Origin of the sequence: Yersinia thracica, from assembly GCF_902170565.1 — a bacterium.
Classification (GTDB): Bacteria; Pseudomonadota; Gammaproteobacteria; order Enterobacterales; family Enterobacteriaceae; genus Yersinia; species Yersinia thracica.
Map to the genome: position 1 here is coordinate 1 of NZ_CABHXX010000063.1, position 17,600 is coordinate 17,600.

A 17,600-nucleotide genomic window follows, 5' to 3' on the forward strand; every position below is an offset into this window, starting at 1 on the left:
CTATTACACATTATACCAATAAAAAACGGCTCCTGATGAGAGGAGCCGTTTGGAATATGGGAAGGGATAAATAGTTATAATTAACAGCTGACTTAAAATATCCAATAATTATACAGTATTTACCCTAAAAGAGATTTCCTCAGAAAGGATAATCGCGATAGCCCATTTGCTCAGAAATATTACGTGCAGCGCGATGCAAAGATTTCACAATATTACTCTTACTGTCTTCAGAGAATCGCAACGTCGGATATGAAATACTTAAGCCCGCAATGACGACACCGAAACGGTCAAAGACCGGCACAGCAATACAACGTAAACCTTCTTCTTGTTCTTCGATATCTTCACCGAAGCCTTGCTCACGAACCTGATCTAACACCGGCAACAGGGCCGCTGCACTGCCCAGTGTGTGTTTGGTGCTGCGGGTAAACTCGACATGAGACAAGATTTCTTCTACTTCACCGCGGTCACGCCACGCCAACAATACTTTACCAATGGCAGTGCTGTGCAGCGGGTTACGACGGCCGATACGAGAATGCATCCGCAGGTTATACATAGAGTCGATTTTATGGATATAAACGATGCTATCTTCATCCAAGGCACCCAAGTGAATAGTTTCACGAGTTTCATTGGATAATTCACGCATTTGTATATCAGCACTACGGATCAAATCGACGTTTTGTAATGCTTTAGCACCTAACTCAAATAACTTCAGAGTCAGGGAGTATTTCTCTGATTCGCCTTCCTGTGCGACATATCCCAAAGATTTCATGGTCTGTAGGAAGCGGTACACGGTACTCTTAGGCATCATTACACGCTGAGAAAGCTCGGTAATACCTATTTCCCGCTCTTCACCCAAGGCTTGTAAGATGCCAAAAACTTTCAGAACCGACGAAACAGAGTCGGGCTGTTTATCTAAATCTGCAATAGCCATTTTTTGGTTACCCTACTCATTTTCTGTGTTTGATAAAACAATATGTTTTAAAAAAAATAGAACAGTGGTTTTATTATAAAGGGAAGTCGCGAGACTGTGCAATAAACCAATGTGAATAATAAGATATTAGCCTTGCAGACAGCAAATTAGCCTCTTTCCATGAAAGAGGCTAGTGTAAAATTCGATTATTTCCAGACTGATTCAGGCAATGTGGCTAAATATAAGGCCGGTTTACCGTGAACATCCGAGGTAAATAGGATTTGCTTATCATCCGGTGTAAAGGAAGGGTGTGGATGTGTGACCTGGCGGTCACCTTCAAATACTTTCCATGAAGTGTCGTGGCGAGCCACACGATGCTGAGTGCCATTCTTCAGATTGAAGACATACAGGAATGGATCATTTTCAATCTTATACCCGCTATCATCTTGCACATCGACCGGCGCATCAGAACCATCACCCACCAGCAACGTGCCGTCATAGTTGCTCATTAGATGCGAACAGGCTGGCATTGAGGTCAATTGTCGGTTTTCCAGTGTTTCTGGGTCAGCACTGTAAATAAAGCGATCTGGACTGCCTTTTAGGTAGGAAACATACACCAGCGCTGAGCCATCTGGCACCCAAAATTCATGGGTGCAACTTTCGCCTTCCGCATGAGTTTTCACCTTGCGCATATTGCTGCCATCTTCATTGATGAGCCACATCCGCGCATCAACCAGATCATGGGGGCCTTCATGGCAAAATGCCACGGTATTGTCATCATAAGGGCGGTAAATTGGATGACCGAGCCATTGATTTTCTTGTAAAATCACCGCCGATTCACCGGTTTTAAGATCAACCCGCATCAAGCGGCAGCAAGGTTTAGTAAAATAGAATTCGTGGAATTTCTTCCAGTCCGTCAAGGGCTGCCAATCTTCGCGTTTGATCTCAATGCCAACCAACTTAGTACAATCTGAATTTGCTACCCAAGTGCCGTAACCAACCCACTCTTCAGGCACTTGATAAACCACATTTTCTTCTAATGTAGCAAGGTCAACACGCATCAGATTGCGGCCATCTTTGACATAAAACAGCGCGTCATCATCCGGTGACAAGAAACCACCAAAGGTATTGTCGCCGCGCCCTTCTGTCAGCTGTGTTGCCACCTGAGTATTAAGATCCAGCAAGTAGTAGTTCCATGGGCCATCAAAAGCGCCGCCGAACAATAACTTACTACCATCACGGGTGAAACATTTTTGATAGAAATAGTTACGGTGGCAAGTCACATCAGGGGGCGTCAACCGTGTCACTTGTGCGCCGGTAGAGGCATCCTGATAAGTATGAAATGTCAGGGGGATTTGTTTACCTTTAGCCATCAGGAAAGTCCTTAAAATCATCAGAGAATTAAAATTTACCCGCAGGATAATCTGTTCGGTTAATATTATCTCACATTATAGAAACGATGTTTCATTTTTCCGTGATCGCGGTTCTACTTTTACTGATTTCCACAAATTACGGTCTTTATCAGGCTGTTAATCTTGACTGAAAGGAGGATTTCACTCAATTTTTTAGCGACGATCCGCTGTTACTATGATTGCCCAGCCGACATTACTCAGCCACAAAATGGTCTTTTACAAATAACCCTGGCCGCAAGGGTGCATTCAAGCACGATAGTCGTTAGCATGGAAAGATTCAGCTACCTTATTACTTTTACAGACAAAATCTATGAACCCATCTGCAACCGATGGAATGCCGGTTCCACAACGCTATGCCGCGGTCGTTGTCATTGCTTTAGGTATTATGATTGCGGTGCTGGACGGCACCATCGCCAATGTCGCATTACCGACCATTGCCCGTGATCTCAATGCCAGCCCGGCCACGTCTATCTGGGTAGTGAATGCCTATCAGCTAGCCATTACCGTATCTTTACTTTCGATGGCCTCACTGGGGGATATCATTGGTTATCGACGGGTTTATCAGACCGGTTTACTGGTCTTCAGTGTAACATCCCTGTTTTGCGCCCTGTCCGATTCCTTGTGGACACTCACATTTGCTCGCGTGCTACAAGGGCTAGGGGCCGCCGCATTGATGAGTGTGAATACTGCTCTCATCCGAATTATTTATCCCAAAGCTCAGTTAGGCCGAGGTATCGGTATTAATGCCTTGATTGTGGCGGTTTCTGCGGCTGCGGGGCCAACCATTGCAGCCGCAGTGTTGTCAGTTGCCTCCTGGCAATGGCTATTTGCCATTAATGTGCCGATCGGCCTGGTCGCTTGGGGGCTGGGCATGAAGTTCTTACCTGCCAACAATATGAAAAGCAACGGCAACCGTTTCGATGTCACCAGCAGTATTATGAATGCGTTGACCTTTGGTTTACTGATAACCGCGATCAGTGGTTTTGCCCAAGAGCAAAGCCCGACACTGATTGCCGCCGAGGTGATCGCCTTATTAGTCATCGGCTTTTTCTTTGTACGCCGCCAACTCAGTCAGCCCTTCCCCTTGCTGCCGGTGGATTTACTGCGTATTCCTATTTTTGCCTTGTCGATCGGCACATCAGTTTGCTCCTTCGCCGCACAAATGCTGGCCATGGTTTCACTGCCTTTCTTCCTACAAACTGTATTGGGCCGCGATGAAGTTGCTACCGGATTGCTATTAACCCCGTGGCCACTCGCCACCATGGTGATCGCCCCTATCGCCGGGCGATTGGTTGATCGCTACCATGCTGGACTACTCGGTGGGATTGGTCTGGCAGTATTTGCCAGTGGGTTATTCCTGTTAGCCATATTGCCAGCCAACCCCACTGATTTGGATATTATCTGGCGTATGGTGCTGTGTGGTGCGGGGTTTGGCCTGTTTCAAGCGCCCAATAACCACACGATTATTTCTGCTGCCCCCCAGAATCGCAGCGGTGGGGCCAGTGGTATGCTGGGCACAGCGCGCCTGTTGGGGCAGACATCGGGGGCTGCATTGGTCGCTTTGATGTTTAATCTGTTTTCCGACAATGGGACTCACGCGTCGTTGATCGTTGCTGGCTGCTTCGCCAGCCTTGCAGCACTGGTGAGCCTCCTGCGGGTCAGTCAAAAACGCCGTTAATCTAATGTGACAATAGGGGCTAAGAGTATAAAAACCGACTTAGGCGGCATAAAATCGATCGATCTCATCACTGAGGGTCTTGAGTCGTTTTTCCAACTCAAGTAAATCTGCCTGCATGATATTATCTTGCTGCTGCATCGGTTGGTGATTTTCTAAGCGTAGGCTCAATCTATACAGTTCTGATGCACCCAAAATCTGTGCAGTGCCTTTAATACGGTGCAGATGATGGTGTAATCCAGGCCAGTCACCTAAACGAGCGGCTTCTTGGGCACATTTCAAGTCTTGGGCATTTTCTTGTTGAGACTTTTCAAGCATCTGGCGAATTAAGAGCGCATCTCCCATGGTCAGCGTATTTAGCATCTCGAGATCAATAAATTCACCGAGCTGACAGTGGGGTTCTAAGGTATTGAGAGTCCCTAATGAATTCTCTAATTTCTGTAACGTTAATGGCTTAAATAAGCATAAATTCATGCCGCTTGCCAGACAACGCTCTCTTTCTTGTGCTTGCGCATTGGCGGTTAGCCCCCATATCACAATCTTATTGTTAAAATTACGGATATGACGCGCGAGCATAATGCCATCAATACCCGGCATATGGATGTCAGTAATTAGAAGGTCGTAGCTGTTTTGTTTAATTAGCGCCAGTGCTTGCTCACCATCAACGGCTTCATCCACATGATATCCCAACGTATCCAACTGCCGCTTTAACAATAGGCGGTTAATCGAATGGTCATCGGAAATGAGGATTTTTATCCTCTTCGGGGCGGTGATTGCTGGCAGCGAAGTCGTCACCGTGGCGATGCTATTACGAACCATATCCGTCGTTAGCATAATGGTTATAGTCGTTCCCATATCGAGCTTGCTGGCGATCTTAATATCTCCGCCCATTTGCAGGATCAATTTACGACAAATCATTAATCCTAAGCCCGAACCCACCTGCTGTTTACCGGCCTCAGTTTGGCTGAAAGGTTGAAATAACTGTTGCTGATCTTCCTGACTAATACCAGAACCGGTATCAGTGACGCTAAGTATCAGTTGGCTTTGATTGGCATTTGCGCTGCTTGTTTCAGCACAGACTTCAATGTGACCTTGCTGTGTGAACTTAAGCGCATTACTCAGGAGATTAACCAGAGTTTGTTTCAGCGCTTTAGGATCTAGCCACAGGTGTTGCCCTTTCACTAGCCGGTTAACAAAAGTCAGTTTGAGTTTTTTTTGTATTGCTAAGCCTTCGAAGCTTCGTAAGGCTGAGGTTATGAGCAACTCAAGATCGAGCCATTCTGGAGAAAGTTCAAAATGACCGGATTCAATTTTTTCTATATCTAAAATATCCCCAATTAATTCCAGCAGAGACTGGGCACTCGAATAAGATAATTGAATTAACTCGATGTCTTTATCAGATTCCTGGCTGTTGGTGGCAAGAAGTTCAAGGAACCCCATAATGGTGCTGATTGGGGTGCGAATTTCATGGCTCATGCTGGCCAGGAAGCCACTTTTTTCCCGGTTTGCTCGAATAGCTTTATCCTTTTCAATCTGGATTTCTTTCATTAATCTTTTTGAGTCAGTGATATCTTGCCAGATACAAATAATCGTCGCGGATCCGGTGGCGGGCATCACACATAAAGTTGACCAATGTAGAATATGACGATCTTCAACACCGTTATTCAGTATCAATGGATGCAAGATAACGTTATCGGGTATGAGGTTTTCAATATCACGACGAATGGCCGAAAATACGCCCGCCAGCGGATGACGGCTATCGAACAGTGATGGTCTGATCTCAGTACGAAGATCTGCTGAAAAGAAATCAGTAAAGGCGTGATTATAATTCTGCAACGTGCCTATTGGTGAAATAACATAGTTGGGCAGAGGAATAGAATTCGCTAATGTATTGCTGAAACTAAGTTGATACTCCAGTTCTGCCTGGGACTGTTTTCTGGTGCGAATTTCACGTAAAAGATATCGCCCCCATAATAGACAACTAAAAATCAACATTGCCGTCAGCGCCAACACCACATAAAACTGCTTATTATACAAATTCCAGGTATCAATTTGGATATTAGGCATTGTTGTCCATTTTCCGGATAAACGCCCTATCTCCCGGGGAGAAATATTATCTAATGCTTTATTTAGGATACTTTGTAGTTCTTGATGTCCACAGGGTAGCGCAAAACTGATGGTGGCAGGTTCTTCATCAAGCAGGCTGAAGTATTTCAATTGGCCGGGATAATAATGCTCTATCATATAGCGGGCGGAAATTTGCGTATAAATAGATGCATCCAGTTTTCCAGCCTCAACCATATTGAGTGCTATGCCGGTATTTTCAACCTGCACCCATTTAATTCCAGGATATTTAACTTTAAGTTTTTCGTATAATTCATGATATTCTGGAATAGCAACTCTCATGCCGGATGATAATTCTGATATCGCCTGGGGAGAGTCTCTGACTACCGCAACAAAGGGTGTAGTGAGGTAGGGGTGAGTAAAAGAGAGTTGATCTTCAAGTTCGACACTCTCGGTGGCTGTAGGTTGCAAATCCCAATCGCCATTTTGTAGGGTTCTGGATATTTCACTATCAGTGTTAGCAATAACAGGTTCAAATATTAACCCTGTTTGCAGGTGAATAAGATTAAGAATATCACCAATGAGACCTCTAACTTCTAAATTAGAGTCCAGCATCGTCAAGGGGGCATAATAAGGGTTAATTAGCACCTGTAGCTTAGGGTTATTTTTAATCCAGCGTTCTTCCTTAGGTGAAAGTGACAGTGTCTTAGTTAAAAATGAGAGATAATCATCTTCTATCCATGACAGTGTTATCTGGTGGCTAATTTTATCGGCCACTGAATTTAGGAACAAATTGATTATATTGATAAGCTGGCGTTGGTTATCCAGTGCGATAAAATAGTTGTAGGTTTGCGGCTTTGACCAAAACTTAACAATGCTGAGTACTTGATTAAAGTCCCTCATAATAATGTTACTACTGCTCAGACTGTCGCCGATAAAATAGTCATTTTGTCCGTCGGCAACCGATGATAGGGCTTGATAATTACTGTTAAATGAGACAATTGTGGCGTGGGGAAATGACGCCCGAATAAATTCTTCAGAGGGATAACTGTTTGTGATGGCGATAGTGACCGATTTATCGGTATGCAGCGGTTTCATCACCTCGTCTTGTTTGGTCACCAAGGCGGGATAAGCCTGAACCATGGCTTGAGAGGCAATAAAAGGGGGAATTATTTTCTCATAATTGGACAAGTGCGTCAGCATAAGGTCTGCTTCGCGCGACTTTACGGCGGCCAGCGCTTGCTGTTCATCAGAATAACGTTTAATCACAACGTTAATATTGTAAACGTTGTGGAGTAATTCGAGATAATCCGCATTCATTCCCTGATAACGCCCGCCAATACTGTTTAATGCCAGTGGGGGTAATTCAGGGGGAAATACCGCTATGGTCAAGGTGCGTTTTTGTGCCAGCCACAATTGGTCCGAATGACTCAACTTAATTGTGGGTGTCACCGCCCCGTGCTTTCCCAACAACTCCAAGGTTACCGGCCCATTTTCTTCCGCATGAGCCAAGGGGAATAATAGGCTGAAGAACAGTAAGAAAAAACCTGCCAGTGGTCGCAGCATGGTGTTAACTAATTCGGTTGCGATGAGCAAAACTGAGTAACTCCATGACAGATTTACATTTCAATTTCTCTATAAGACGATGTTTATAGGTGGCAACTGTTTTAGCACTGATATTCATTGCTACGGCTATATCCATATTATCTACGCCATTTAAAATATAACGCATGACTTTTAATTCTTGGGTAGAGAGAGACTCTAGCAGCTGCTCTTCAGAGGAAATACTGCCGACAAACCCGTTAACCGTTAGCGGAAAGTAACTATAGCCATTTCTCGATGCATTAATAGCAGCAATAATATTTTTAATTCCTTCGTTTTTACTCATAAAGGCATTAGCACCAGCATCAGCGCTGCGTTTGCCATAAAAACGATCATTTTCACCTGATACCACAATAATAATGCCGACATACCCCCTCTTTCTGATTTCCTCAACTAACTCAATACCATTAATAATAGGCATCGCTACATCAATGGTCACCATACTTGGGCTGGGTTGGAAACTTTCAAACAACTTCAGACCTTCTGCACCGTCGCTGGCTTCAGCTAATACCTCAATATTCTCTTGCTCCAATAAACCTCGGATGGCCATACAGGCTAGCGGGTGATCATCAATAATCAAGGCAGTCATATGGGTATTGTCATTCAAAATATTTTCCCCTGAAATTAAAAATATCGTCTTCAATAATTAACATTAGAGATTTACTCTATTTAATGTTAATTGGCTGTAATGCAGTCAGCATGATGATAAAATTCACCTATTAATATCAGCCAGCGATTAAGTTTACGTCGGTAAATACGCCAACCCATGACAGTCCAACCCTACAGGTGTCATCCTGAAGTTGTCGTTATTAATATCTCTAGCAAGCAATTTTTAAACGAAATAATCTCTTTCAACTTCACGCTGAAATAAATGAGATAATATATTTCACATGAAAATATATTAGCTACTATATGCCGTTCAATATAAAATTGGCTACGATGCTCAAAGTCGATTTTATTGTGTGTATTCAACTCACCTTACAAGGTTATGGAATGTTGCGTTAAATGTCAATAATAAGACCATGGTCTTTACCTATTAACCCTCATATAGCTCTGGCCAAAAACTATTTTTAAAGATGAAAAACATACAGTTACTGCAACTTATTTTCTTTGTACTTAATAACGAAAAACATTCCTATTGGCCATTATTTTAATCATGGCGCTTATGATATTTTTAATATACACCCTCAATTATCACCGACTAGATTTAACTCTGCCTAATAATTAAATTCAAGCTAAAAATATCAATGGGATAAAAGTCATTAAGCCCGTCCTTGTTATCCCATCAGATACCATAATAAAAGCGATGTGCGTAATGGTTTATGGCTAAAGTTAGTTAAATGTTACCATCATTTCCGTCGAGGCAGTGACCGCGCCATCGGGCAGATCATCGCCGCCGGAACACAAGCGCCAGGTCACTGGATTATCATATTTTTTAGATTTATCGCTGTCTTTCATTTCACCGATTTTAATCACGGTATTATCAAACGAAATACCGCCCCCGCCGCCACATGCGCCATTTTTGGCGTTAGTGTCTTTGATTTCACCGGTAATATAGCCGCCGCCTTCATTTAATGCTAAATGTGACGGTGTCCCTTTATATTGACCACTTATGGCTCGAAACTGCAGATTAATATCAGCGGTAATATTATTATTGTCCTGAGTGCAGGTGGTCGCCATGGCATTCGTTATTTTACCCAACTCAGCATCCGCTTTTTTATTATATTCTACCGAACCAAAGTCAACCAGCGTGGGGGTGGCGACCGTGCATTCTAATGTAGAGACTCGCAGGGTTAAGTTGATAGGGGATATGGGCACGCTAATATCTCCATCATTAAATTGAGTATATGAGCCGAAATAGAGCGGCGGAATGGCAATATTATCATGACTAGCCTGGTGACCATCGGCCACTATCACCCATGTCCCATTAAGCGTGACAGTTCTTTCCTTATCTTTTTGATAGAAGTTATTATCCGCTGACTCTCGAGGGGGAAGACACCAGGCGAATCCTTTTCCGGTGACTTGCCCCCCGCCGCTGGTGGTGGCAGTGGTACCATCGACACCAATGGTTCCCGATAGCGTCTCGGTAGCATTATTGGCTTGTATTTTATATGTGGCGCTGGCGTTGACCCGTGGAGCAATACCAATGCCATCAGCAATTTTAACGGTATCGATACCCATAATATTTGTTAATGCACTTGTTAGCATACACCGAGTATCAATTGTTGATACCGCAACTATTCCCCACTTAGGTTGCATATCTACCTTGGTTATCGCTTTAGTTTCGCTTTTATTTATAGGCAATCCCTCCCAAACAATCCCAGAACCCTTACCAATAGTAATTTTTTCCGCTTGCGCCGCTGGCAAGTACGTGAACAGCAGTGCCACCAGACTTACCCTCGCAATAGCGCGCTTCACGCCAGCCTGGCGAAGGGTATCAATATATTTAATGATTTTCATGCTGTTATTTCCTGTAGCGGAGTCATTTTCACGGATTAACCTCACAGTGGGCGGTCAGGGTGCGAATCGGATTATTGGCTGATGGCGCGGGAATATCTTGCAGATTAAACGTCACCTGACACTGTTGGTCAGCGCCCTTGCCCCATTGGGTGATAAGCCGACCTTGTTCTGGCAAGCCGGTTAAGTACACCTGGCCGTTATCGCCGACAATGCCGGTGTTAACTTCCCCTGATGGCGCACCCTCGACGGTAACCAGCGCACCAAACGGCACTGGCGTTGTTCCTTTATTCAGCGTCACCAGGGCTTGATAACCAATATGGGTGGCGAAACTGGCCATCACCACCGCCCCTTTGGTCGGGTAGACATTCAGGCTGGACTGAGTGATATCCACATCATCGGGCAAGGTGGACGGGTTCAGGCTGATATCGTTTTTCTGATAGTTCGACAGATACGGCACCACCGCGTAGCCTCGGCTGTCGGTCTCAACATTGCCGTTCATCATATGAACGCCCCCCGCGCCGGGAGCACTGACCAGCGCCACTGAATTACCCAGCATTTGGCTCAGAGTCACACCCTGCGGGTGCACCACCACCCCGCCGTTGCCATTCATATTCAGCGAGCGGCTCTGGCTGCTGTAGCTGTAGCCCATATTCGCCATACCTTTACTGCCCTGATAACCCACATTCAGGTTGCCACCATCGCTGCTGTCACTGTTCGAGAAACCCTGCATCACGCTGTAAGAGAGCCGGTCATCCAGCGCACTGTCATTTAACCCCGCCTGTTGCCGGACTTGCCCCTGATTATTGTGGGTCATCTGATAACTGGCGTAACTGCGGCTGGCTAAGGCGCTGGAACTGAACAGACTGAATGGCAACTGTATATTCAGCGACAATTGGCGATTTTCTGGCCAACTGCCATCCCCCTCGATGCGGTCAATACTGTAAGCCAAACCGTAGCTCACCCCGTGGTAGCTGCCGTTGTAGCCCGCAGAGAGGTTATTATTGACCTGATGACTCCCCCAATAGTCATTGCGCGAGGCTGAGAGATAGAGTGAGCCGAATGACCCCAACTGTTGGCTAATTTGTAGCTGAAAATTGGAGCGCTGGCGTTGAAGCGCCCAGGGCACCTGCCCGTCACTGAGTTGAAAACCTTGATTATTAAAGTCAGCAAAGCTGTAGTAGTTGCGCGTTGAGTAACGATAGGCCGCCAAATCGACCGAGGTACCGGTGGTTAGCAAACTTTTGGCATAGCGGATACGGTAAGAGTTCCCTTGCTGCCGCTCATTTTGTGTGGCAAATCGGGCACTTGAGGTGGTGATATCCGCAGAAATCGCCCCAGCCTGCCCCAGCGAAATACCGGTTCCCAGCACCAGTGAGTGGTAATCCTCTGCCACCAATCCGCCCCCATACAGGGTGATGTTGTGAGGCAAACCATACATTAAGGTGGCTAGTCCGAAGTTCGCTTGCTGCGAACCGCGAGTCACGCCGCCGTTATAGCGCCCGCTGGTCAGCTCATATTTAAACCCGCCGGGCCGCTGCATCATTGGTAACGAGGAGAAAGGCACACTTTGAGTGCGCACGCTGCCATCAGCCTCGGTAATGGTCACCGTCAGGTCACCCCCCTGACCGGTTTGGTACAAGTCATTCAGGCGAAACGGCCCCGGTGCCACGTAAGTCTGATAGACCACGTGGCCATTCTGGCTCACCGTGACGCGGGCATTACTTTGGGCAATCCCGCTAATCACTGGGGCAAAGCCGCGCAGGCTATTGGGTAACATCTCCTCGGTGGAGTTAAGTTTGACACCACGGAATGGAATGCTATCGAACACTTCGTTGCTGCTGGTGCTGTCACCGGCCAGTATTTCCGAACGCCAGGCCTGAATATCCCGTTGCAAATAGGTATTCATAAACTGCGTTTTCTGGTAGGACTGGCTCGGCTGGTTACTACCGCTACTTTGGTTTCGGGTATGCGTCATATCACTGCGTAACCGCCAATCTTGCCAGTTAAACCCACCGCGCAGGTTGGCAAACAGGTTAGTTTGTTCACTTTTGTTCATCCCAGCTTGCCCCTCCTGCCAGTTACGGCCACCACTCAGGCTGTAGTTCATCAAAAAGGCCGGGATACCCTTATCCCACAGAGCAGGATCGACATAGCCTTGAACATTAGGTTGCATCGCCACCTGAGGAATACTGATTTCCAGCCGCAATTGCTGGAAATCAAACCGTACCTGAGCATCAGGGATCAGTTTGGTCAGGTTCTTTACCGGAACCTCGGCGGGTAACCCGACAAAGGCAGGCAGGACTTGGGTGTTGACCCCGAGATGATGCAAGAGTGCCGGTGTCAACTCGGGCTGGATTTGCCCATGCGCATCATTTTTAAATACCACGCTCTGCTGGCCTTGATCCGTCTGATTCACCCACACCGTCACCGGATAAGTGCCTGCCGGGATCTGCCCCGAGGTTTCAAACTGACTCAGGTCGATGTCTGCCACTTGTCCGCCGCTTAATGTCAGCAAACCGGGGTCAAAATAGTCTTTACTCCAGACTGGCGAAGCACTGACCAGCAAAATAGCCCCGGCGGCTGAGGGGAGGAACCTCATGTTCTTACAACAAGTTTTCATTGTTATTTCATCCATCACAAAATGTTGTCAACCATATTCCAAAGATCACAAAGATTGCTGTGCGACCGGCGTATTCCAGCCGTCTTCATCAATCAATTGCCAAGTGACGTTGCCTGAAAACTTGCTATTGTCGGGCAGGACATAACGTTGTTTGCCTTTCGGCGGCACCATCAGGCGCAGCGCCGGTTTACCCAGCGCCACCTCCCCTATTTTTAAGTGCGAAAACGTCAACCAATAAGGTGTCGGGTTTTCCGCGATCAGCGCGTTTCCTTCGCGCCGAAAATGCAGTTGAGAGGCAACATCGGCCACTGCACGCTTCACTAACCCCTCAGGGCGGTAGAACAGTTTGATATTGCTCACCACCGTCATGATCATCTGGCCGGTTTTCTGCGGTTTATCACTCTTGGTCTGGGAGGGAATCGCTTTCATCGAGATAAAAAACACGGACTCCCGGTCAGTCGGTAGCGGCTGACCATTTCTTCGCAAACGCAATGTCAGCTCGTCGTTGGCTTCCAAACGCTGTAGCGGCGGTGTCGCGATGAAAGGCGTGGCCGCCTGATCGGCATGGGTGATATCCACATCACCGGTCAGTGGGTCAACCGGACGTATCCAGGATTGCATCAGGTACGCCCGATCACTTTTGTTGTAAGCGGTCAGGGTCACGCCTTTTTTGGCGCTTTGCGGATAAATAACCCTGATCACATAAAAAGAAATACCTTTTGTTTCAGTCTGTTGAGCCTGAGCGATAGGATTATTGAGCATGAGCAATCCCACCGTTAGCATTAAAAAACGGAGCAATAAATAATTCATTGTTATTCCTGAGTCTATGGCAACATCTGTTGGCACTGAGCGGAGAAACCGCCGTAGTCGGTGATGGTTTGCCATTCAACCTGTGTTATTGCCGTGCTGGTTGGGTACCTCTGCGAACTCATCGGCGATAACATTGATGAGGTGGCATTCAGGTTGACCGGGCGCTGGTTGAATGTCAGCCGCCCCAACGTTTGAAAATAAGGTGTCGGATTTTCTATCTTTATTGCGTTATCCGTACGGCTGACACGCAACTGACAGGCGGCTAACTCAGGCGACGGTTTTAGCCCCTCAGGGCGATAAAATAATTTGATAGTAAAGCGAAATCCCATCGACAACTGCGCCGGCTCACTTTCTGCCAGTGGCTTTTCTGTTTGTGCCGGGATAGCCAGCACAGAGAGATAAAACAGCGATTCACGATCTGTTGGCAGTGCTGCTCCCTGCGATAAAATACGCAGCAACTGGCGATGCCCCGGCCGCAGTGGCAACAAGGGTGGCGTGACGATAAAAGGTGCCGCCAGATCATTATCAACGACAGCATTATCAAGCGGGCGCTGAATGCGGCTTTGGATAAGGTAAGACTGGTCGCTGCTGTTTTTAACCGCCACCGTCTGCGCCTTATCGCTCGATGAGAACACCACTCTGGTTTGGTTGAGGCTGATACCCTCCACCGCCAATGTGGGCGGGACAAAGAGGACAATCGGCAATATTCCGGCCAACAAAAGAGATACAACCAATGAAACCGGCCTCATTGACATAACAGCCTCAGCGGTAATCAAACTGGAATATAATCCGGGCGGTAAGTTTCCCCGGTTTGACGGAGGTGCAAGCGCCACAACTCACCCCGGCAGAAAAGGATAAATCCTGATCCTTGGGAATCTCACCGACCTTTGCCAGTGAAATATTGTCTCCACTGACGACTTCTTTTTTGCTATCGCTACTTTGATGCAAAATGATGCCTATGCCAGTGGCTTCAGATTCATCGGTGCGAAATAGCCATTTCCCATCTTGCTTTTCACCCGCGCCAGTGATCTGGACGCTGGGGGTCAGGCTGCCTCGTTTCCCGCCAGTACAGCCGGCCACGTTAAGCGTAAAATTCTGTGCGGCGGCGATGTCTCCGGTATGGAGCTGCGATTTGTTCACCTCGCCCAGTGACAGCACGCTTTTATTCAGTTTCAAGGTACAAGTCCCAGGCACAATTTTTGCAGCGAATTTGATCTCCGTCGCGGAGGCCATCAATGGGGTCAATAGCCACAAGCCAATAAATAGGGTGCCGAGCTGGTTTGCGCTACGGCAAAGGCTGATTAAACTCATCGCTGCCTCCCTGATCATTAATGGTCTGCCACTGCACCGCCCCGTGCGCGGCCGTTGTCGGGTAGGTATGGCTGCTGAAAGGTGCAATCATCAGTTCGTCTGGTGCGTCCAGTTTGAGCCTCTTTCCGCCCACGCTCAGACTGGCGAAACTGATGAAGTAAGGTGATGGATTATTCACCTTCAGCCCCGTTTTACTGCGCGAGAACTGGAGATGTTGTTGAGCAATAGCCGGTGACGACGGCAGGTCTTTCGGCCGATAAAACAGCTTAATAATGTTGCCGATGCCAAACTGCGCTGTAACATAACTCGCTGTGGGCTGAGTCACAACCTCGGTGGGCGAACCCGACGGAATAGCGCTGGCATGGAAATAAAAGACTGACTCACGATCCTTGGGCAGATTGATATTTTGCCCGCTAATACGCACTTGATTAACGCTATTCGGCTCTAAACGAAACAGCGGCGGCGTGACTAAAAATGGCGCGGGGGTATAACTCTCTTTAGCGCCACTGACACTGACCTGCACCAAATAGGGCAGCGCGACGGTGGTGTTGCGTAACGTCGCACTGATATTATCCGCCCCTTGAGGATAAATAAGGCGCGTCACATTGATGCCAAAACCATTAGCTTGTGCCACTGACGAGACAAATATCATAGAAATAAACAGCAGAAAGCGGGCCATGCAACATATTCCTCAACCATAAAAGAAAAAAAATAGGAGGGAAGCCCCTCCTATTTAAAGTAATTAGTTATAGGAGAAGCTGAACAACAGTGGCGCACTGATAACACCAACTTTAGGCTCTTTAACATGACTCGCCACGCCAACATTAAAAATTACACTCTGATTATCGAAACTTGTTAAATCGGCCTTGTTGACATCAGGAATGTCTTCCGCAGTCGCAATAACTACTGAGTCGCCATTAGCAATGTATTTATTTGTCTCAGTCGAAGTGCTTAACATAATCCCAGTATCGGCGCCGACGCCGGTGCCATTAAATAGATTCTGCGTGCCAGTGACGACTGGCCCTGAAACTATGACACTAGCAGTGTCACCCGTTTTCGCTGGTGCGTCACATTTATTCAGACTCAGGGCGAAAGAGCCAGTACTGTCTGCCAGCGGTTTGTCTATTGATGTTCCTAATGTTTTAACCGAATAGTTGCCTAAATCCAGAGTGTTTCTGGATAAAGCAATATCACAGGTGCCGGCAACCACAGACGCAGTGATCTCTATTTCTCCATTAGAAGCAGCCTGAGCGCCAGCGGACAATAATAAAACAACGGGGGTGAGGGCTAATAAAATCTTGCGCATAATTTTTTCCTACAAAGTTAAATTTATTATATAAAACAGAATTATTTATTGATAATAAATAACCACCATTTATATTATGGTTATTTTATCTATTTTATTCTCTTTTTTGACGATGACTATTTAATCCTATTTAAAATAACTTATTTCCGAACAGGTATTATTAATAAACAAACCACAGTCGAATATAGGACGGAGATTATTTTTGTGTAGGTGTATATTCTTATTTATGAAAGCCATCACCTACACGCGTAGTCTTACCTTGCACAGTGAGTTTATGACCGGCATTAAGCGCCTGACTTAGAAGCATAAAAAAATCCGTAACCCCTGAGAGATTACGGATTTTTGCAAACCAGCTGGATCGGTCAACCGATCATTTTATTGTTAAATGCGGGTTATTTCAGGTATTCACCAGAACGCAAAGCTTCAATACGTTTGTCCAGCGGCGGATGGGACATAAACAGCTCGCTGAATGATTTAGATTTACCGTTAATACAGAAAGCCATCAGATTACCCGCTTCCTGCGGCTCATAGCTGGTTTTTAACCGCTGCAATGCGGCAATCATCTTCTCACGCCCGACCAATCTGGCTGAGCCGGCATCGGCATGGAATTCACGATGACGTGAGAACCACATGGTAATAATGCTGGCAAGAATACCAAACACCAGCTCCAATACCATGGATACCGCAAAGTAAACCATTGGGTTACCTGAACTGCTCCCTTCATTATCACGATCACCCGACAAGAAGCCAGCGGCCACCTGCGCAATCAAGCGCGAAATAAAGATAACAAAGGTATTCACAATACCTTGAATCAAGGTCATGGTGACCATATCACCATTTGCCACATGGCTGATTTCATGAGCAATAACTGCCTCGGCTTCATCGCGGCTCATGTTCTGCAACAAACCGGTGCTGACGGCCACCAGTGAAGCATCACGACGAGCACCGGTGGCAAAGGCGTTAATATCCGGCGCCTGGTAAATAGCCACTTGTGGCATAGCAATACCGGCCTGCTGAGACTGGCGGCGAACCGTCTCCAACAACCAGCGCTCTGTTTCATTACGCGGTTGTTCAATGACTTCACCGCCCACGGAACGCAGCGCCATCCATTTGGACATCAGCAACGAAACAAATGCGCCGCCGAAACCAAACAGACCGGCCATGATCATCAGCCCCTGCACACTGCTGGACTGAATACCTGTCAGGCTAAGCACCAACCCGAACACCAACATGACAGCCAGGTTGGTGAGAAGGAATAGAGCGATACGCATCATAAAAAGTTATTTCCTTATTCTGTTAATTGACGACCGTATTAAATCGACATTGCACTAAATCGACATTGTATTAAGCCAACATTGTCATGATGACTTAGCTAAATGATTACTGAGATATGCTGATCGTATGGGCATCTGACAAATTTTCAAGGCTTG

General features: G+C 46.5%; 13 protein-coding genes. 1 reads left to right on the forward strand and 12 read right to left on the reverse strand.

All coding sequences use genetic code 11. The features are described from left to right. Positions 1-139: 139 nt before the first annotated feature. Complete coding sequence (gene kdgR / locus FTA91_RS06970) at positions 140-931, reverse strand: DNA-binding transcriptional regulator KdgR (protein ID WP_004393245.1); 792 nt, start codon at positions 929-931, stop codon at positions 140-142. A 185-nt stretch (positions 932-1,116) separates the two neighbouring features. Next, positions 1,117-2,283 (reverse strand): oligogalacturonate lyase, encoded by a 1,167-nt coding sequence (gene ogl / locus FTA91_RS06975; RefSeq protein ID WP_049560151.1) that lies wholly within the window; start codon positions 2,281-2,283, stop codon positions 1,117-1,119. A gap of 349 nt (positions 2,284-2,632) precedes the next feature. On the opposite strand from ogl, the gene FTA91_RS06980 reads away from it, so the two are divergent. Then, on the forward strand, positions 2,633-4,000 hold the full coding sequence (locus tag FTA91_RS06980) for an MFS transporter (RefSeq protein ID WP_145535824.1): 1,368 nt from the start codon (positions 2,633-2,635) through the stop codon (positions 3,998-4,000). Positions 4,001-4,039: 39 nt separating this feature from the next. Here FTA91_RS06980 and FTA91_RS06985 read toward each other — a convergent pair whose 3' ends face one another. From FTA91_RS06985 to htpX, 10 genes are all read right to left on the reverse strand, one after another. Beyond that, positions 4,040-7,381 (reverse strand): response regulator, encoded by a 3,342-nt coding sequence (locus tag FTA91_RS06985; protein WP_235896831.1) that lies wholly within the window; start codon positions 7,379-7,381, stop codon positions 4,040-4,042. Between the two features lie 250 nt (positions 7,382-7,631). Then, the gene (gene evgA / locus FTA91_RS06990) at positions 7,632-8,252 is read right to left on the reverse strand and encodes an acid-sensing system DNA-binding response regulator EvgA (protein WP_145583124.1); all 621 of its coding nucleotides are present in this window, start codon (positions 8,250-8,252) and stop codon (positions 7,632-7,634) included. 743 nt (positions 8,253-8,995) lie between these two features. Further along, the gene (locus tag FTA91_RS06995; RefSeq protein ID WP_235896832.1) at positions 8,996-10,123 is read right to left on the reverse strand and encodes a hypothetical protein; all 1,128 of its coding nucleotides are present in this window, start codon (positions 10,121-10,123) and stop codon (positions 8,996-8,998) included. Between the two features lie 28 nt (positions 10,124-10,151). Continuing rightward, entirely contained in the window at positions 10,152-12,743 is a 2,592-nt protein-coding gene (locus FTA91_RS07000) for a fimbria/pilus outer membrane usher protein (RefSeq protein ID WP_145583116.1), read from the reverse strand. Between the two features lie 45 nt (positions 12,744-12,788). Further along, complete coding sequence (locus FTA91_RS07005; protein ID WP_145536082.1) at positions 12,789-13,553, reverse strand: fimbrial biogenesis chaperone; 765 nt, start codon at positions 13,551-13,553, stop codon at positions 12,789-12,791. A gap of 14 nt (positions 13,554-13,567) precedes the next feature. After that, the gene (locus tag FTA91_RS07010; RefSeq protein WP_227507682.1) at positions 13,568-14,308 is read right to left on the reverse strand and encodes a fimbrial biogenesis chaperone; all 741 of its coding nucleotides are present in this window, start codon (positions 14,306-14,308) and stop codon (positions 13,568-13,570) included. Between the two features lie 7 nt (positions 14,309-14,315). Next, entirely contained in the window at positions 14,316-14,864 is a 549-nt protein-coding gene (locus tag FTA91_RS07015) for a fimbrial protein (RefSeq protein ID WP_050116339.1), read from the reverse strand. Next, entirely contained in the window at positions 14,839-15,543 is a 705-nt protein-coding gene (locus FTA91_RS07020) for a fimbrial biogenesis chaperone (RefSeq protein ID WP_145536081.1), read from the reverse strand. Before FTA91_RS07020 ends, FTA91_RS07015 begins: the two co-directional genes overlap by 26 nt. A gap of 63 nt (positions 15,544-15,606) precedes the next feature. Next, positions 15,607-16,170, reverse strand: coding sequence for a fimbrial protein (locus FTA91_RS07025; protein ID WP_145536080.1), 564 nt, complete (start codon positions 16,168-16,170; stop codon positions 15,607-15,609). 392 nt (positions 16,171-16,562) lie between these two features. Beyond that, positions 16,563-17,444, reverse strand: a complete 882-nt coding sequence (gene htpX, locus FTA91_RS07030; protein ID WP_050116336.1) for a protease HtpX — start codon at positions 17,442-17,444, stop codon at positions 16,563-16,565. Positions 17,445-17,600 lie beyond the last annotated feature (156 nt).